This is a genomic window from Sanguibacter keddieii DSM 10542 (assembly GCF_000024925.1).
GTDB lineage: Bacteria > Actinomycetota > Actinomycetes > Actinomycetales > Cellulomonadaceae > Sanguibacter > Sanguibacter keddieii.
The window spans coordinates 3,228,382-3,246,537 of record NC_013521.1; the positions used below are offsets into that span (position 1 = coordinate 3,228,382).

At 67.5% G+C, this 18,156-nt stretch carries 19 protein-coding genes; 18 read left to right on the top strand and 1 reads right to left on the bottom strand.

Annotated features, from left to right (window positions below):
- Positions 1 to 38 precede the first annotated feature (38 nt).
- The 9 genes from SKED_RS14185 (at position 39) to SKED_RS14225 (ending at position 11,242) form a co-directional block, all read left to right on the top strand.
- Positions 39 to 2,708 (top strand): DUF3854 domain-containing protein, encoded by a 2,670-nt coding sequence (locus SKED_RS14185; RefSeq protein ID WP_012867861.1) that lies wholly within the window; start codon positions 39 to 41, stop codon positions 2,706 to 2,708.
- A gap of 1,175 nt (positions 2,709 to 3,883) precedes the next feature.
- Complete coding sequence (locus SKED_RS14190; RefSeq protein WP_012867862.1) at positions 3,884 to 4,525, top strand: hypothetical protein; 642 nt, start codon at positions 3,884 to 3,886, stop codon at positions 4,523 to 4,525.
- Entirely contained in the window at positions 4,525 to 4,962 is a 438-nt protein-coding gene (locus tag SKED_RS14195) for a hypothetical protein (protein ID WP_012867863.1), read from the top strand. Before SKED_RS14190 ends, SKED_RS14195 begins: the two co-directional genes overlap by 1 nt.
- The gene (locus SKED_RS14200) at positions 4,959 to 5,711 is read left to right on the top strand and encodes a hypothetical protein (protein ID WP_012867864.1); all 753 of its coding nucleotides are present in this window, start codon (positions 4,959 to 4,961) and stop codon (positions 5,709 to 5,711) included. The genes SKED_RS14195 and SKED_RS14200 overlap by 4 nt, the downstream gene beginning before the upstream one ends.
- Positions 5,708 to 6,337, top strand: a complete 630-nt coding sequence (locus tag SKED_RS14205) for a J domain-containing protein (protein WP_012867865.1) — start codon at positions 5,708 to 5,710, stop codon at positions 6,335 to 6,337. Before SKED_RS14200 ends, SKED_RS14205 begins: the two co-directional genes overlap by 4 nt.
- Positions 6,338 to 6,498: 161 nt before the next feature.
- Complete coding sequence (locus SKED_RS14210) at positions 6,499 to 7,416, top strand: hypothetical protein (protein WP_143755748.1); 918 nt, start codon at positions 6,499 to 6,501, stop codon at positions 7,414 to 7,416.
- Complete coding sequence (locus tag SKED_RS14215; RefSeq protein ID WP_012867867.1) at positions 7,416 to 8,996, top strand: FtsK/SpoIIIE domain-containing protein; 1,581 nt, start codon at positions 7,416 to 7,418, stop codon at positions 8,994 to 8,996. The genes SKED_RS14210 and SKED_RS14215 overlap by 1 nt, the downstream gene beginning before the upstream one ends.
- 267 nt (positions 8,997 to 9,263) lie before the next feature.
- Positions 9,264 to 10,523, top strand: coding sequence for a hypothetical protein (locus tag SKED_RS20370; RefSeq protein WP_012867868.1), 1,260 nt, complete (start codon positions 9,264 to 9,266; stop codon positions 10,521 to 10,523).
- Positions 10,520 to 11,242, top strand: coding sequence for a hypothetical protein (locus SKED_RS14225; protein WP_012867869.1), 723 nt, complete (start codon positions 10,520 to 10,522; stop codon positions 11,240 to 11,242). Before SKED_RS20370 ends, SKED_RS14225 begins: the two co-directional genes overlap by 4 nt.
- Before the next feature lie 64 nt (positions 11,243 to 11,306).
- Here the strand turns inward: SKED_RS14225 and SKED_RS20080 are convergent, their stop codons facing one another.
- On the bottom strand, positions 11,307 to 11,588 hold the full coding sequence (locus SKED_RS20080; RefSeq protein WP_143755750.1) for a hypothetical protein: 282 nt from the start codon (positions 11,586 to 11,588) through the stop codon (positions 11,307 to 11,309).
- 243 nt (positions 11,589 to 11,831) lie between these two features.
- On the opposite strand from SKED_RS20080, the gene SKED_RS14230 reads away from it, so the two are divergent.
- The 9 genes from SKED_RS14230 (at position 11,832) to SKED_RS14270 (ending at position 18,147) form a co-directional block, all read left to right on the top strand.
- Positions 11,832 to 12,356, top strand: coding sequence for a hypothetical protein (locus tag SKED_RS14230; protein ID WP_012867871.1), 525 nt, complete (start codon positions 11,832 to 11,834; stop codon positions 12,354 to 12,356).
- On the top strand, positions 12,353 to 12,565 hold the full coding sequence (locus SKED_RS14235; RefSeq protein WP_012867872.1) for a hypothetical protein: 213 nt from the start codon (positions 12,353 to 12,355) through the stop codon (positions 12,563 to 12,565). The genes SKED_RS14230 and SKED_RS14235 overlap by 4 nt, the downstream gene beginning before the upstream one ends.
- Before the next feature lie 65 nt (positions 12,566 to 12,630).
- Positions 12,631 to 13,329, top strand: coding sequence for a hypothetical protein (locus SKED_RS14240; protein ID WP_012867873.1), 699 nt, complete (start codon positions 12,631 to 12,633; stop codon positions 13,327 to 13,329).
- Positions 13,330 to 13,547: 218 nt separating this feature from the next.
- A complete protein-coding gene (locus tag SKED_RS14245; RefSeq protein ID WP_012867874.1) occupies positions 13,548 to 13,904 on the top strand; it encodes a hypothetical protein in 357 nt (118 codons plus the stop codon).
- Positions 13,905 to 14,085: 181 nt separating this feature from the next.
- Positions 14,086 to 14,679, top strand: a complete 594-nt coding sequence (locus tag SKED_RS14250) for a recombinase family protein (protein ID WP_012867875.1) — start codon at positions 14,086 to 14,088, stop codon at positions 14,677 to 14,679.
- Positions 14,676 to 15,329 carry a hypothetical protein gene (locus SKED_RS14255; protein WP_012867876.1) on the top strand — a complete coding sequence of 218 codons (654 nt, stop codon included), beginning with the start codon at positions 14,676 to 14,678 and terminating at the stop codon, positions 15,327 to 15,329. Before SKED_RS14250 ends, SKED_RS14255 begins: the two co-directional genes overlap by 4 nt.
- A 243-nt stretch (positions 15,330 to 15,572) precedes the next feature.
- Entirely contained in the window at positions 15,573 to 17,108 is a 1,536-nt protein-coding gene (locus tag SKED_RS20085; protein ID WP_143755752.1) for a hypothetical protein, read from the top strand.
- Positions 17,109 to 17,549: 441 nt separating this feature from the next.
- Positions 17,550 to 17,954 (top strand): hypothetical protein, encoded by a 405-nt coding sequence (locus tag SKED_RS14265; RefSeq protein WP_143755754.1) that lies wholly within the window; start codon positions 17,550 to 17,552, stop codon positions 17,952 to 17,954.
- Positions 17,947 to 18,147 (top strand): hypothetical protein, encoded by a 201-nt coding sequence (locus tag SKED_RS14270; protein ID WP_012867879.1) that lies wholly within the window; start codon positions 17,947 to 17,949, stop codon positions 18,145 to 18,147. The genes SKED_RS14265 and SKED_RS14270 overlap by 8 nt, the downstream gene beginning before the upstream one ends.
- Positions 18,148 to 18,156 lie beyond the last annotated feature (9 nt).

The window sequence follows — 18,156 nt, forward strand, 5'->3', positions numbered from 1 at the left end:
GAACCCCTCTACTGTAACAGTATCACCGAAGGGTCACCATGAGCAACACGAGCACCGCACCAGCCCCCGTCGCCATCACTCGTCCGACGCGAATCATCGCCCCGCACGTCGACATGCTCCGCAAGTCGGGCATCAGCGAGGAGGAGGCTCTCGCACGCGGGATCTTCTCCTGCATGGGTCCGAATGACCTCGACAAGACGACCCTGAGCCACCACGGTGGTGGCGCCCTGACCGGCCTGGTCTTCCCCCTCACCGAGGCTGACGGCACGACGTCCTACCAGATGCGTCTGGACGACCAGCACGTCACCGAGGCGCGGGGCAAGTACCTCCAGGAGTCCGGACGCGGTGCGATCCTGACCGTGCCGAAGAAGCGTCAGCACCTCGTCGGCAAGGCCGAGAAGATCCTGATCGTCGAGGGCACCAAGCAGACCATCGCCGCCGACATCTACCTGCCTGCGGACTGGCTGGTCATCGGCATCCAGGGGTGCCGCAACTTCTCCAAGGCGGGCGTCCCGCTCCCCGAGATCGGCAAGCTGGTGACGGTGAATGCCGAGGTCATCATCGCTTTCGACGCGGACGTCAAGTCGAACCTCAACGTCTGGACAGCCGCGTCCGACCTTCAGGCACACCTGCACACGAACCTCGGCACCCAGAAGGCGAAGATCGCGAGCATCGGTGGCGGGTCCAAGATGGGCCTCGACGACGCACTCGGGTCGAACCCCGTGTCTGAGAACCGCACGGGCCAGCTCATGCGGATCATCGAGGCCGCGACGACGTCGCTCGGCCGCAAGCCAGCGAAGAAGAAGGCGGCACCTCGCAAGTCCATCGGCGCCTCGATGGCTGGCGTGGTCATGGACTGGGAGGCCGGTCAGATCACAGAGCGCGCGACCCAGGACGCCGACGGCACTATGCACCCTGGCGAGCTGCTCGCCGACTTCGCGATCCGCACGACCGCAACTTGGAGTGGGCGCGACGACCTGAACCCCCACCGCGAGACCGGTGGGTCCACCTTCGACCCGTACCACTCGATGATCATCGCCACCGGCAGTGGCGACGACCGCATCGAGGTCGAGCTCCCTCGCGTGCCGGAGAACCGTCGCCGTGACATCCCCTGGCTCCTGAGCCAGGCTGGCGCGGAGTTCACGACCCTCTACTACTGCGAGCGGCCGGGCCAGCTCGCGGACATTCGCTCCGCGATCCGCTCGTCGATCACCGACGACAAGCTCAATGCTGCCGAGTATCGCCGAACTGGTTGGGTCGACGACGAGGTGCACGGTGTCGCCTACCTGCACAACGGCCTGGCCCTTTCATCCTCTGGCTTCGTCCGTGGCATGAGGTCCAAGCTCAACGACGGGGTCTTCTCCCAGATCGCGTACCCGGACCCTCTCTGGAGCTTCGACCGCCAGACGATCGACAGCGCGACGGTCACTGCGATCGATGAGGCACTGGGGGCACTGCAACACTTCGCTGACCCGACGGCCTTCTACGCGATCGAGGGCAACTATTTCTGGGGGGTCATGGGTGGGCCACAGCGCGGAGCGGTCGCAGCCATCGGTAAGCCTGGCTCAGGTAAGTCCACGATCGCAGCCCTCGTCAGGAGCCGCTCCGGCAAGGCGTTCGCTCGCGGTCAGATGATCTCTGCCAGCTCGACCGCGAAGGCGCTGGCTGACGCGGGCGCGGGCGTCCACCAGGGGCAGGTCATCATTGACGACATGTGGAAGGTCGGCGACAGCAAGGATGCCAGGGAAGGCCACTCCGCGGCTGCTTCGCAGATTGCTCGCCGCGTGTATGACGGCGCCGGTGCAGGGCGAGCCCGTCTGGCGGAGGGCGTCGACGGCGAGTACAACACTCGGCGCCCGCACGGCTCGGCGCCCGCTTTCGTCCTCCTGGGTGAGAGTATCCCCGCCCCCGGCAAGGAAGGGCTGCCGGTGAGCGCTCAGGAGCGACTCCTCGTGGTTCGCATCGACCGGGAGACCACGCTCGCCGACGCGGACGGTACAAGCGCACGAGCACTGGAGAAGCTCGCCGCGAGCGGGGACATGAACTTGTCTTCCGCCGCGTTCATTCAGTGGTGCGCGAAGTCCATCGAAGCGATGGGGGGACTGGAGGCTTGGCAGTCCCATCTCGCTGACCGTCGAGCTCGAATGGAGACGCAGATCGAGCGCAGGCAGCAGTCTGCGATCCCTACAACGCGAGCACGCGAGGTCCTGGCCAGCGTACTGGTCGGGTACGAGGCATACCTGCGATTCGCGACTGAGTGCGGACGACTCACCAAGCAGGAGGCGACGGAGATCTTCAGCGACGCCGCCGATCGCCTGTGCGCCGCCCAGGCAGCGCACGTTGCAGACCTCTCCACCGCCGAGACGCTCATCGACAGCCTCCGCTCCGCCGTCGCTTCGGGTCGCGCGGTCATCGATGGCGAGTCTTCTTCGGTCGACAAGATCATCGTCGGTCGCGAGTACACACCTCGTGGCACGGACACCCGGATGGTCGCGTTCCTCCCCGACGAGGTCGCGCGTGTGCTCGGCGTATCGATCGCCGAGGCACGCAAGGGCCTGAAGGACGTGTCAGTGCCTGACCCGAAGGGTGCCGCGACCTGGACGGTCGCGTTCGGCTCCAAGTCATCGGCTCGCCTGTATGCCGTCCCGATGGAGATCTGGAACCCCGGTGCGGAGGACGAGGAGCCGGCTCCGGCGGTGGACTTCTGATGACGTGACCGTGTGACCGGCAGGGGGTCGGGCACACGGTCACCGAAACTGGTTCAAGAAAGTTCTTGACTCTTCGGCGTGTCGCGGGGATAATGTCGCGCCGTGTGCTATAATGGATACAAGGCGCACGAAAGCGCGTCTCATCTGGATGAACCGGGTTATTTCTGCTGCCCCGGGACGCCGAGCGGAGGCTGGTGACCGCCGCTCGGCTCATCTGATGCCGCACCCCCGCCCCGGTCTCCTTGCCGGAGTGCGGGGGTGCCTCACATCTCACGCCGATCAGCCTGCGGGCCGGTCGGCGTTTTCCATGCGCGAAAGCGCTCACGAACAAGCCGCCCCGGCATCAGGCCGGGGCGGCACTACACCCCGCCGACCGCGCACTGATGCGCGGTCCGAGCCCGCCGCTAGGCCCCATATCAAGTGGGCGCACGCCGGGGCGCGACCCGGCACACCGGTCCAGGCCAACAGCCGCCGTCCGACCGGCAGGCCGGTCCACGGCCGACACGGCCCAGCCCGACGGTCAGTACGACGAACCCCCACCGTCCGGTCCGCACGGACACACCATCTCAGTCCACGGGCCACCCCATGAACCACCGCACGGTCCGCTCACTGCCGACCGCACGGTCCAGACCACCCGTCCACCCCATCGCTGCGCGTGAGCCGAACCACGGCACACAACACAACCTGGCCGCTCAGTCCAGCCCACGCGCAGCGAACACCCCAGACAAGGAGGCTCCAGCAACACCGCGCGCAGCCCGCCCGCTGCGCAGTCCAAGCGCTCGACCTGCACCGGTGGCGATCATCCACCGTGGTCTGCGCACCCACTCACCCCTCCGGCCCGTGAGCACACGAAGATCCGGGCCGGAGGGGCCAACCCCATCAACACGCGCTCCGCACTGGCCGGTACGACGACGGCCTGGCGCCCGAGCCGATGACACGCCCCCTCTCCCATCGAGCTGTTCCGCGCACGAGCGACCCGGCCGTCGGCGACACACCTTCTGGCCCTCCGGGCGGCGTGTTCAGCGCGCTGATCGAGGCAGGCGTCAGAGAGGGGAGAGCCACCCACCCCCGGTCCGTGCAGTCGCTCTGGGGGATATCACGATATTGAGAATCATTCCTATCAGTCTTGAAGTGCCAATTCCCACACCCCTGAACCACCTCCCGAGGAGGACATCATGCGCACGACCACCGTCGCCACAGCCGCCCTGGCTGTCGCCCTTCTCGTGGGCATTCCGACCGCAGCTAGCGCGTCCATCGACGCCCCACCGATCGTCACCGCGCAGGACACGAGCGTGTCCATCGCGCCCGGACAGGACGCGTTCGTCGACACAAGCGTGCTCACCGGAGGCACTGAGTACCCCGGTCTGTACGGCGACAAGGTGATCGTCGAGAGCGGTGCGTGCACGGCCGAGTGGGACTACGAGGCTGGCCATGACGGTGTCACGATCACCGCGCCTGCTGAGGGGGGTGACTGCGTCGTCACGTTCCAGCCTCATTCAACAATGACGTCAACCCTCGCGGAGATTCCCGGGCGCATCACGGTGACCAGCGCGGTGCCGGTTGTCGCTCCCCCGGCCGCCAGTTCACCTGCGCCGGTCCCGGTCCCGGCCGGACCGATCGACGACGGCACCGGTATTGACGAGCCGGTCGCCGACCCTGCCCCTGGCGCGCAGGCGCCGTCACGGTCCGCACCGCCTACCTGGCAGACGGTCCTGGCCCTCGCGCTCGCGTCGATCGTCACGCTCGGCACCTCGGGTGTTGCGCTCGCACGCGCCCGGCGCCCCGACAACAGCTACGCAGACGAGGAGATCTACTGATGCGCATCCCCCTCCGGCAGGCCCCTCCTGCCGCACCGCCCGAGCCGAACCCGCTCGCACGACTCGCGTTCAAGTTCGGTGTGAAGGCGATCGGCGTCTCGGCCGTTCTGGTGCTCGCCATGATCGGCCTCGCGATCGTGCCAGCAGTGCTGGTCAGCAACGCGGTCCTGCTGCTCCTGATCGCCTTCGGTGGGGTGTTCTACCTCGCGCGCAGGCGCTTCCGGGCGCTCACCGTCCAGGCCTATCTCGGTGAGCTCGTCGACGCGTTGAGGCCTGTCCGCCGAGGTGCACTCATCGCGGCCGGAGCCATCTCCGCAGCCGCACTCATCAGCTCGATCGCATCGCACGCCGGGATCCTCTCGACCGTGCAGAACTCCATCGCCGCAGGGCTCTTCGCCCTGCTCGCCATCGCCCTCTGGAGGAGGACACGCCCATGACCGGACTCATCGCACTCCCTACGCCGTCGGCTGTCGGCGTGACCATCGCTCCCGACGGCGAGAGGAGCTTCTCACTCAGCACGGCCGACGTGGCATGGACCGAGCGGGCGCTCACGGTCGATGACTTGCCGGACGCCTTCCGGAAGGTCGCGCCCGACGCTGGTGTGCTCGCTGAGGCTGTCGTCGCCCTGCACGGCGCGGCCCGCAAGACGGAGTCGACGTTCGAGCAGCGCAGGGACGCTTTCAGGGCTTACGAGGACCGCATCGTCGTCGCTCGCATCACGCGCCCGCTGTCGGCCGTGCAGGGGAAGTCGTTCCTCTCCCCCGCTGGTCCGTGGTCGGTCGCGGCGACCCGACTGGTGGTCGCGACCGGCACCCGCGCGGTGCGCAAGACAGGCACCGTCAGCCCCGGGCGCCTGGTCGCGCCACCGACCGGCGCGGGCACTGGTCGTGCACCGAAGAGGGAGCACGCTGCCGCGATCGAAGCCGAGGCGTACCTGCCCATGGTCGTGCGCTCAGGGTTGCAGTCTGCGGTTCCGAAGCCCGTCGGGCACACGGGCTCACTGCTCCTGTGGACGACACCGGCTGGCCGTCGCCAGCGCGTGGAGGTCATGCGCTCCGACACGCGCACCGCCGTGGTGGTGCGCGCTGAACGTCCGGACCGTCCGGACGCTGACTGGTCGGTCGTCCAGTGGACCTATCAGCTGCGCGGCACCGCCCACGAGATCGAGAGAGGGTCCCGACCATGACCGACTTTTACAGCGTGCTCGGCGTCGCTCGTGATGCCGAGCCAGAGACCATCGCCGTGGTCTACAAGAGCCTCGCGAAGCGGCTGCACCCTGACCGTGAGGGTGGTGACGCAACTCGCTTCGCTGCCGTGACCGAGGCCTACGACACTCTCGGTGACGAGCGGCGCAGGGCCGACTACGACCGCACGCTGTCGGACCCCACGCCTACCGAACCGGTGGTCGATGAGGACGACGACTGGGGCGAGGAAGAGGTCTCCTTCGACGACGAGTACGGGGACACGTTCACGGACGTGCCGGTCGTCGACGAGGAGCCGGCTGAGCTTGAAGCCGGTCTCTCGATCGTCGGCCTGGTCGCGCTCGGAGTGACGGGCCTCGCTGCCGGAGTGTTGGCCTTCCTGGTCGGCGGCTTCGCGTGGGGATGGCTCGTCCTGAACGTCGTCCTCGCTGCCGTCATCGTCCGCACTCGCGGGTCGAAGATCGCGCTCGGCGGCTTCGTCCTGGTGTCACTGCTCGCCTACGCAGTGCGTGACACCGACACGCTCGGCGTCGCAGCGGCGCTCGCTGCTGGGGCGCTACCGGTCGCGGCTGTCGTCGCGAACCTCAGCAGAGATCGGAGCATCACATGAGCGTCCGCCGAGTAGCCACACGCGTCGCCCTGTCGCCCTTCCGGGCTCTGCTGCGCGTGGCGACCTACCTGGTGCTGCTCCTGGCTCTGCCAGTCGCCGCTGGGTGGGCCGCTTGGGAGAGCACGGCCTCATCGCCACGCTGGGCTGGGACCGCAACGTCCGTGGCACTCGTCGCCACTCTGGTCCTCGCCAGTTGGTCGGAACTTCGCGTGCGAGCCGACCTTGGGCGCGGTGAGGTCGCAGGCATCGCGGCCACCGTCGCTCACGACACCGCTCGCGTCGCGGGCGTCGGGTACGGACTCGCTGCCGCCGGTCGCGGGACGTACGACATCTTCGACCGGCTCTCAGCGGGTCTGACTGCGATCGGGGCCATCGCGTTCGCGGGGTTCGGTGCCCACAGCGATCACGACCCGGTGACCGTGTGGTCAGTGACAGTCGGCCTGGCGCTCCTCGCGTCGATCACCCTCATGCGCAGGTCGGCTGCTCGTCGCCACGAGCGCGTTGGTCTTCGACGGATGGCGGGGATGCTCTCCTACGGTCTTCCGGGCACGCTGCTCGGTGCTGCCGTGGGTGGGCTTGCCTGGTGGGGCTTCACAGTCTGGCGCGGTCACCTGACCGTCGGCCAGCTGGCCGTCGCAGTGATCATCGGTGGTGTCATCGGAGGTGCTGAGACGAGCGCTCCCGCGCTGGCTCGACGTCGCCGTCAGATCGGTCCAAGCCTTGGGGCGGCGCTGAAGATCTCGGACGACAAGTTGCTAGGGGCCGAGCCACTCTCGTGGTCCGTCGTGCACAGGCGAACCTCGGGCCTCTTCTCCGCCCCAGTCCCAGTCCTCATCACGCTGCACAACCCACCGAGCGGGGTGTTGGCGTCCAGGTCAGACCTGGATGTTCGCGTCGCGGATCACCTGGACGCGTGGGAGGTCATCGAGGCATCCAGCGCGCGTATCCGCCTTGCCCCCGCATCGGCAGCCACGATCGCTGCCCGTCAGATCCTCCTCGACAGTGAGGGGATCTTCTCCGCCGTTGCTGAGCCAATGCGCGGCCCTGCTCTACCCCGACCCATCCACCTGGAGGTGTGATGTCACGACACGTCATCGAGGTGCCGTCCTACCGGGACGTCACCGACAGGAAGCGGCTCGTCCGCCGCGCAGCGAAGGCCCTCGACATCTCGGGGGCCTTCGCTGTTGAGGCAGTCATCCCACAGGGTGACGGGGCTCAGATCGTCCTGACGACCGATGCCCCTGACCCCCGGGTTGGGTCATCCCGACAGCCCCTCTCCCCATCGGTGAAGGCTTCCGACGGTGAGAGAGTCCAGGCGATGGTCGGTCGGCTCACGGGCCAGGCGATGGTGGCCTTCGACCCCCACGGGCACTCCAGCGTGGTCCAGCACGCCCCAGCTCTCGACCTCGCCGTCCGCAACGCGGTCGCGGCCGCGCTGAAGAAGCCTCCGTGGGAGGTGCGGCTGTGGGTCGAGTCCAACGTCGATGGCGATGTCGAGAGAGTCCACGTCGCCCGAGCGCCTGCGGGCGTGACTCGCGACCAGCTCGGCGAGGCGCTACTCGCCGGTCTGGCTGAGTTCGACCTCGACATCCCGCAGCACGCAGAGTGGGTCATCGCGCGACGGACAGAGGCGCAGAAGGGGTTCGTGGCGCACGCGAGGGTTGACCCCCTGCGAGAGATCGCCATGTACCCCGAGGGCCTGGTCCCGACTTACAAGAAGATCCCGTTCGGGATCAACGAGCACGGCGACCCGGTAACGCTCGGTCTCCTGGAGCAGAACCTGCTCGTCGGCGGTATCCCCGGTGGCGGAAAGAGCGGGGCGGTTACGACCCTACTGCGAGGCGTCTCCCAGCTGGAGCACACGGCGATCCTGGGCTTGGACCCGAAGCTCGTCGAGCAGGCTGAGTGGGCGCCACGTTTCACAGCGACAGTCCACACTCCCGCAGACGTCATCGAGCTGCTCACGAAGGTCGAGACGGAGATGCTGCGCCGCTACGCGTGGCTGAAGGAGCAGCAGGGGGTCAAGAAGTTCTCCGCAGATCTGCTGAGCGAAGAGTTCCCGATGCTGGTCATCGTGGTCGACGAGCTCGCAGACCTTGTGTCGGGGGCGACCGAGAAGGAGGACAAGGCGATCGAAGCCGCGATCGCGGGCAAGCTCCGGCGCCTCGTGGCTCTTGGCCGTGCGGCTGCGGTCGTCGTGTGGGCTGCGACGCAGAAGCCCGCGTCAGAGGTCATCCCGACTAGTTTGCGTGACCTGATCGCTCAGAGGGTCGGGTACGCGACCACGAACTCGGCCATGACCGACACCATCCTCGGTGCCGGTGCGTCACAGGTCGGCGGTCTCTGCCACGAGATCCCCGCTGCCATGAGAGGTGTCTGCTACGTCAAGGGCGAGACCGATCGGCACCCAGTACGTGCACGCACGTACTGGGTGAAGGACGACGACGTGGACGACCTCGCAACGCGGACCGCCCATCTCCGGGTCCCGCTGCCGTGGCTCACTGGGGAGGCCGGCTCCACGATCTCGCCAGAGGACCTAGACGTCATGCTCGACGATCTGGAGCTGTCCCTGGACGACCTCGACGGCGCCGATCCGATCAGCGTCCGGCTGAGGGAGCTGAACGGCGATGTCGAGGACGAGCCCCTCCTCCCGATCTGACTCGCCAACTGACGGCCCGCAGCACCTCGCTGCGGGCCGTCTCTCATACCCCGGCCACCCGGCCGGTTCCACCCACCCGAACCACGACACAGGAAGGGCTTGCCGCTCACCCCGGCTCGGCGTGCATCCCGATGACGCACGCCGAGCCCGCAACACCACGGCCTGTCACCACCCGGTGACGGGCCGTTGCTGCACCCCCGCACATCTACGGGGAGCACGACCGCGACGGGCCACTCGGCCCGCGCACGGCCCTGAAAGGACCACATCATGACCAGCACGACCATCCGCAAGACCTCTCGCCGTGCCGCGTTCCTCGCGGTGCCGCTCCTCTGCCTCGGCCTGCTCACCGCAGGCCCGGCATCTGCCGCACAGTGGGACACTTCCCCGACCTCCCCCGGTGTCATCGCGACCGGGTCGTCGGCGACCGTGGTCCCCGGAGGCGACCTGCGCGTCGACGTGATCTTCGGTGACGCCAGCACGTGGCCCGCCGAGGGCCTCTTCGCCACCGTCATCTACACGCCAGCTGGTGGCGGAACCCCGGTTCCGCTCGCGTCCCAGCTGCCGATGACGGCGGACCGTGGTGTCACCCTCACGGCACCGCTCGGCCTGACCACCACCGACCAGAGCGGCATGGCGGCTCCGGTCGGGACCGTCACGACGACCGTCACTGACGCGGCTGGGGTCCCGCTGACGAACTTCGGTGGTGCCTGGACGGCTGCGGCTGACCCGGCTTGGGGATGGGCGGCCACGGAGAACGTCGTGCCGACCTGCCTGACGGCGGTGCCCGAGTTCGCTCACGCGAACGGCGGCGGCGTGCGCATGGCCGGAGCACCGTCCGGCCCGTCCTGCGAGGACGGTCCGTCTGAGATCCAGACCATCGCCGGACCGACGGACGTGACGGTCCAGCCGACGTCTCCTCTCATGGCGCGGTTCGTCGGCGGTGAAACTGTCATCGCGACCGTCACCTCTGAGTCGGGGGACGTCGTCGGGCGCGGTGAGTGGGTCTACGACGGCCTGACGCGCAACACGGTGGTCAACACCCCTGCGGAGCTCTCTGGGCTCTCCACGGGCACGTACACCGTCACCTGGACGGGAGCCTCGACCTACGCGGACGGGGCGAGCTTCACGGACTTCGCCGTGCAGCAGTCTTTCCGCTACGTGCTCGACGGTGAAGTGCCGGCTGAGCCTGTCGACCCTGAGGTGCCTGTCACCCCGGTCGACCCGGTTGACCCTGAGGTCCCTGTCATCCCGGCGGACCCCGAGGCACCGGCCGAGCAGCCAGTTCCCGTCGAGCCCGAGGTCGCGCCGGAGCAGCCTGCCCCGGCCGTCGTGACCGAGGTCGAGACCACCCCGGTCGCGCCCGAGGTCGCTCCGACTCGGGCCACGCCCCAGGTCGTCATCCAGGCGGGTCTGGCCGAGGAGCCCGGTACCCCCGTCGCCGGGATCGTCTCCGGCGGCGCACTGGTCGCAGGCGCTGGGATCCTCGGCGCCATGGCCGTCAGCAGGCGTCTCTCGGAGGGTCTGTGAGCCGCAGGTCAGCGGGGTGGGTCGTCGGACTCGCCCTGCTGGCCGTCGGCACGGCAGGGTGCGTCTCAGCCCTGCCGGAGGATCAGGCCGTCCCCATCCAGAACGTCTCGATGGAGGAGGAGACAGGCGTCCAGCGCACCGTCGAGACGACGGGGCGCTCGGGGATCAAGGCCTCGGGCGCCCCGCCAGTCGCTGACCAGGTCGAGGTCGAACCTGCCGTCAAGGAGGCGCCGGCTCAGTCCGAGCGGGCGCCCGCCTCGGCTCCTGTCGCTAATGAGGTCGCCCAGGTCGCAACCGGCGCTCTGACCATCCCGTCGCTCGGTGGATGGAGTGAACAGATCGTCGAGGAGGTGGCCTTCGTCGAAGGCTCCGGCGTCCTGAAGCCACAGGGGCGGGGGCTCGCTCTGGTCACTGGCCTACCGGAACCGTGGTCTGCGGGCCAGATACTTCTAGTGCACTCAGGGGGTGCCCCTGAGAATCCGGGCAACCGGCTCGTGGAGAGGGACGCTGGTAGCACCATCGCCGTGGGGGCTGAGGTCGTACTCCCCGACGGCAGCCCCGGCGTCGTGACCTACAGCGACGTCAGCCCGAAGAGCCTGTTGCCTCGGGCCCTCTGGGATGCCCTGGCGGAAGGGGACACGGTGCTGGTCACCTGCCGCCCCGAGACCGGGCTGGACTCCAGTACCAGCAACTCGATCACGATCATCGAGCGCACGTAGAACCACCAGCAGCCCCCGACACGGGATCCGTGTCGGGGGCTGCTTTTTTCGTGCCCGGAGGCGGCTACTTCTTGGCCTGCTCCTGGCGCGCCTTGTGCCGGTTACGCGCCAGCTCCAGGCCCCGGACCGACTTGATGCCGGACGCCTCCATGAGCTCGGCGTTCGTCGCCCGGGCGTGCTTCGCCGCGACCAGGGCGTCCTCGAACACGATCTTCCGCTCGTCGACCACCGCCTGCGCGTCAGCGACCTGGCGTCGAGCCGCCGCCAGAGCCTCCAGTGCTTCGGCAGTCGAGAGCGTGGACGGAGCGGGGGTCTTCCGTGGGGTAGTAGCAGCAGTTGTCTTCATGTGTACAAGCGTACACCCCACCAACAACTGGCACCCCTCGTGGCGCACAAGAAGTACACCGTCGGTAGCAGAGGGGGGTATGAGGTGTCCGACTACAGCCCCCCGCACACCAGGAATACGTGCGCAACCGCGCGTGTTGTACCTGCCACCAGGTAGCAGTGACTGCACCGAGTTGATGGTGCATGTTACCTTTAAGGGGTAAGGCAGTACACCACGTAGCACCAATAGTCAAGGACGCAGATCATGACCGCAGCACCCACCAGCACGATCACCGCAGCACCGCCGACCAAGGAGACTGACATGAACTCGACGACCGCCCTCACCCTCGCTACCCGCCGTGGAGCCTTCTGGCTCCCGATCGCGCGCTACCCGGCCGACGAGATCGAGGCCGAGCAGATCGCCGCTTTCCTCGGCCTCGACATCACGGACGAGGATGCCAAGGCTCTCGCCGCCGCTGCGGTCCTCGCCCACGACGCCGGTGGCTCCGACGAGGCCTTCGACCTGAGCCTGGCACGGGCGCTGCGGGCCGAGCGCGAGAATGCTGCTGCTGCCGAGTGGCCGTTCACGGACGAGGAGCAGGACTTCCTGGAGGAGCTCCAGGCCGCGAGCCGTCCAACCGTCTGGGAGACGCCGAAGAACGGCATCACGGACGTCGAGGCTGCAACCCTCGCCTCCTGCCGTCGCCAGGAGGCGGACGCGGCCTACGCCGCGCTCCTGGCAGACCAGGAGCGCCTGGACGAGCTCCAGGCGATGGAGGTGGCAGCGTGACCGCCCGGGCGTGGACGACCCTCCTGGTCCTCTCCGGGCTAGTAGTCGCCCAGATCATGGGCCTGCCGGGCGAGATGATCGACCGGGCAGGCGAGATCGGCATCGGGGGTGCCGCATCCATCCAGGAGCACGTCGGTGGCCTCGTGGCACCCGAGGCGCGGATGCAGCAGGTCGATGACCTGACCACAGAAATCGACGCTCTCGGCTGACCCGCCCGCACAACCTGTACGCCCCGCGATAGCGGGGGTTCACGACTACTCACCTTGGAGTCCCCATGCCCGCGCACGACCACGAGCGCGATGAGCGTGACCTCCTCCGCGACCTGTTCGACACCACACCCCTTGGACCGCCCCTCGCCCACGCCGAGATCGGTATCCAGCTGGTGCAGCGGCGCACCGTCATGAACGGGCACCTCGCGGCCGTCGGCCTCGGTCGGCATGCCCTGCGCCCGCGCGAGCTCGTGTCGGTTCCAGGTCCTGTCCGCGATGCCTACGCTGACATCCTCGACGCCTCGGCCGACCTCGTCTACAGCGGTGAGCGCAGCCGGTCACAGCGGATCACAGGGCTCCTCGCCCGGATCGCCTCAGCCGAGCGCGTGCACGCCGTGCGTCTCCGTCGCGACTTGGACATCATCACCCGCGCGGTCGACGCCCTGGCTCAGGAGCTCCGCACACCCTCGACCCTCTGGTTGACACCGTCGCAGCCATCGACTCTCGGATGCCGCTCCTACGGCCGTGACGAGCACGGGCTCGTGCCTCGTGGCGGTCGCTGGGCGGTCACGCTGGAGACGGCTCCGGACGCGGCCGACCTCGGTGACGGCGTCGCAGTCACCGAGGTCGTGCTCATCGACCCCGACAGCCCGATGCACTCTTCGTCGCTGCCGCTCGGCACCTACAGCCGCACCTCGCAGATCCTCGAAGCCGTTCAAGCGGCGAACGCCAGCGTGCAGGAAGCGCTGTCGCGAGCAGCCTGACCACCATGCGCAAGAATCGCTCCATGACTGCAACACCACGCCCGAGGATGGGCGAGGTCTACGGACCTTGGCTCGCAACCCCCACCGGTTGGCGCGCCTTCACCGCGTACGCGGACTCGCCCCCGTCGACCACACGGACGAGTTTCACGCACCGTTCCGGGCGTCTTGCCCCCTGGCAGCGCAGAAGAACGCGCGCGGAGCACAAACAGGCTGAAGACATGTTGGTGTTCGGCATGGCACTCACCCTGGGCTTGATCCTCATCCCTTGGGTGATCTACCGGATCATCTGGTCACTGGTTGCTCGGAAACCGAAAACGTTCACCCACACGCACGTGATCGCGCCGGACACCTTCGAGTGGCCCCTCGCGCCGGGCGACGTGTGGCTAGGACACGGCCTGGCGGAGTCCGGCCACTGGGTCATCCTTGCCCACGAGTTCCGCGAGCCTGAGTGGATCACCTCGCGTGAGCGCGCGGAACACCAGAAGCGTGAGGACACCTACGCGCGCCTTCTGGACGAGCGGCGACGCGAGGATCTCCTCCGCCGGACACGACGGACCTTCTTCGACCAGGAGTAGCCGAAGAGTCGCACAGACACTTGTCTGATGACACAGCTCGACCGCTGTCCTGTCGGCCACGGAGAGCGACGGGAACAAGCCGATCTGCCGTCGCAGGATGTCGTCTCAGGCAGCCGTCGCGGGAATGTCGGTGGTTCGGGGTTAGATGAGACTCTCGACCACGAATACACCGGAGCCACCGATGACCTTGCTCGCCTACACCAGAGTCAGTACCGTTTCTCAATCCGACGGGCTCCAGAGAGATGCCGTCATCGCCGCCGGTGTCGAGGAGCGGCACGTCTACTCCGACGTGATCAGCGGCGGCAGCGGCTCCGCCACCAGGCCGGGGTTCGCTGCCCTTCTTGCATACGCCCGCCCTGACGATGAGATCGTCGTCTGGCGTATTGATCGCCTGGGCCGATCGCTGCTCGATGTGCTGTCGACCGTGGAGGACCTCCAGGCACGGGGCATTCGGATCCGCAGTCTGCAGGATGGGATCGATCCGTCGACGTCGACGGGGAAAATGATGTTGGGGATCCTGGGGACCCTTGCCTCTTACGAACGCGACCTCGTGCGGGAACGAGTGAATGCTGGGCTCCAGGCAGCCCGATCCCGAGGCGTGCAGCTCGGCCGACGCCCCGTTGAAGCGTCAGCCGTCGCAGGGCAGGTCAAAGCGGCACGCCTCATGATGGCCAGCGGCTCGACGTCGGAGGAGGCGGCCCAAGCCGTTGGGTGGTCACGCGCCACCCTCTACCGCAACCTCCGCCGCGTTGAAGCTGCGGGGTTGTCAGCGTGAGCGCGCTCAGCCCCGAGGACCGCGATCTTCTCGCCTCTCTCGACCCGGCACCGGTGCACCCGAGCGTCGAGCCCTGGTCGCACCTCGCAGCAGCGGACGCCGTCGAGGAGGCCGAGTCACAGTGGTGGCTCGGGGTGGGGATCGCCGTCGAGGACGGGCTCGTCCCGACCCCGTCCGGCATCGGCATGTCCGGGGCAGCGATGTCGGCGCTCGTCGCCGACATCGTCCTCCAGGACGCTGGGCTGGCCTCCGTCCTCGCAGAGCGCCTTCACGAGATCCGGTGCGCGCGGCAGGAGCACCTCCAGGCCTACGCCGACGACCTCGCGGTCCTTGACGACGCGCTCCGCCTGGAGGCCCTTGTCGGCGGGGGCAGGAACAGCGAGTGGCACTGGATGGTTTGCGGCGACGACGTGCCCGAGGGGTGGGTGCGCGTCCGCGAGGAGCCTGCAGCTCTTGGTCGCCTCGGACTCGACGTCATCGTGAGAGAGGGGTACGAGGCCCGGGCGCGCGCCGTGGGGTCGATCGCAGGTGTCGTCATCTGCTCTGGAGGCGGCGAGCTTGGTCTCCGCCCGTGGGGCGCCATGTACCGGCATCCCGGTGCCGTACAGCGATCCGTGCGTGCGGCCGCAGCCGTCCTGGACGGCGAGTAGCCCTCCCGGCGCGCAGGGGGTCGCCGGGAGGACCGCGTTGACCATAGCGCTGTTGGCGGCACCTCGGAAGGGTGACGGCGGGCAGGCTCCGAGATTCGTCACCCGGCGGAGGTCGGGTCCTTTCACACACTCACCGCGCTCCGCCGACACAATCCGGTCATAGTCTGAGACTCAGGAGCAGAAGATCGCGAGCTTGTCGTCACGGGTTGCTGTACACCACGCCGCTCAATGAAAGGGCTATCGATGTCCACCATTCTCATCCAAACAAGCGTCCGTCTGTCGCCGGAAGCCGTGACCGCGTTGCAGGAGGTGTCCGCGAGGCGATCGCTGAGCCGCGAAGCGGCGATCCGGTCCCTGCTCGATGAGTTCGTCGTCGCACAGTCCAAGCGAGGGGAGGATGAACGACTCACGCACATGTCAACTGTGGTTCGGTTCCCACCACCACCTTCGAGGATCGAACAGGACAACCGTGTGCGTGTGGCGTTCCGTGCTGAGCCCGACGTGATGCGCCGCGCGGCCTCTCTGGCACTCAGACTCCCTGGGCAGCCCGCGCGGCGCGGACCCGGGCACTACTCACCCAGGCCGCTGACCGACGCGCTGGCTGTCGCTATCGCTTCAGCCCATCCGTACACGGACAACGGCCTGGAGACACTTCCCACGATGATCACCCATGGCGCGGCTCTCAGCCTCTGGCGACTGACTGTCGCCGCAACACTCTCAAATGCAGAGGCGCGCGCGCTGCGGACCAATGCTGACTCGGAAGTCAAGACGATCTTGAATGAGGAGGATGTCGCCTGGCACTCTCCCTGGCGATTCGAGGTTCTCCTCCATATTGCGCGAAAGCTCCTTGGTGGCCCCCAACGCACCGACAACCTGCGAGAACTTGACCAGCCGCAGCGAGTCTTCGCTCTTTGGCGCCACGACCTCCTGGGGGCCGAGTGGTCAGACTCGTGGCTTATGGAGGACTGCGCCGCCCGGAGCGACATGGACTATCAAGGGCAAGGAGGTGCTGCGGTGTGGCGTGCCGAACGGGCGGTCACTATGAGTACGATCGAGCGTTGGGTCGTGGGCCTTGCGCTTTCTGCCCCCCTGACGACGAAGCAGCCCGGGTGGTCACTGCAGATGCCGCCCAGCTGGCGTGCCGTGCCGATTGCACACGGGCAGCCACTCACCGCGCACCAGAAGGACGATCTGGACGCTCAACGGGTCTTGCGAGTCACCGCAGGATCGCGGTCCGCAATCTGGCCCTACGACCAAAAACACGTGCCCATCGAGAGATTCAGCCTCGTCGTTGACGCTGCATCGACACTCACAGCCCCGGACGTGGTGGAGCTCACACTACTCGATGAACATATGGGCGACTTGTGGGTCCCGGCAGATCTTGCAGTTTCGTGGGGCCAGCTCACCACTGAAGAGAGCGACCTGCTCACGGCAGCCGCAGAGTCGAACCGCCATAGGGTCCTCCAGCGCGGACCCAAGCTCCACTGGCGCGAACGAGACAAGCTGTACACGGATCTACTGCGCTTCGTTGATCTTCCCTCAAAGTTTGCTTCTCTAGCATCGCAGCAGAACGTGGGTGGTGGCCCCTTCCAGGCTGGTCGAGCCTGGACAGTTGGGTCCATCGCAGCTTTGCTCGAATCGGCGGCCACGGACGAGCAGGTGAGATGGGCAGTGGGAGCAGTCGACCGCCGACGAAACTGGCGCCTTGCGATGTCGATGCGCGAAGCCTCTCGGAGCGCGTACTGGCTCGGCAGGTCCGACTCAGGCGCGATCGTGTGACATCAAGCGCCTGGTGGGGGCATCACAGGGGCTTCAGAGTGGATTTCAAGACAGCATCCACTGAAGAAGGAGCACCCTTAGATGGACACGACAGCGAGCAAGCACGATGCACATGAGAACGTTCCAGACGCACCTGAGCCGCGAAGCTCGCGTTGGTGCACCGAGCACAGCGTTGCCGCCCTGTACGATGGCGACTGTTTCCGCTGCCCCGACGACAACGCCATCATCGGTCCGGCGGTGCGATGACAACACTTGGCTCCTTGGTGCAGCATTCCGCACATCCGCTGAGCAACCCTCACCAGTCCGTCAGCCGCAGCGCGGCACTCCCCCCGGGCTCCCCCCGCCAGGCGCAACGGGTGCACTCAGCGCACTGAAGTCATCTGCCCCCACCGCATGAAACTGCGGATGGGGGCAGAAGTGTCTCTGCGCTACTCAGTCAAGGTGAGTGCCAGCCTCATGGCCGGTGTCCGCTCTCGGCCGATCCGTATCCACCCGCTGCTCTCCTTCCTCGCCGTGCTGCTCGGCCAGAGGTTGACGAGGCGCAGCGCGAGAGAGCTCGAGACCTGGCGTCGCAGAGAGGAGACGATGCGGATGCTGCGATGGTCGGCGGAGTCGGCGACGTCGGACAACGCCGCTCTCAGCAGCACCGGAGTAGCGGTTCTGGGCGAGCTGACCGAGTCGGAGCTCCTCCAGGAGGAGGACCGAGACATGGTGCGTGCGATCGCCCGTGTCTCCGCGCGCCTCGCCTATGCGCAGGATGACCGCGAAAGGTACGATCCGGACCTAGATGTCGTCACACGCTCGACGTCCCATGCCGAGGACCCTGTGGAGGTCACCGATGCCTGAGGTACCCGAGACCGACCCCGAGCCGTCGCCCGCACAGATCTTCGTCACCCGCCGTCAGGTCGAGGCCGCGAGGGTCGCCGTGAAGGCCTACGCGAAGCTCGGGTACCCGTCCGACCCAGTCCTCGAGAGGATCGCGAACGCCAGACCTGCGGCCAGAAGCACGACCCACCACCGCCCACCGTCCACCCCCTGAGCCGCCGGT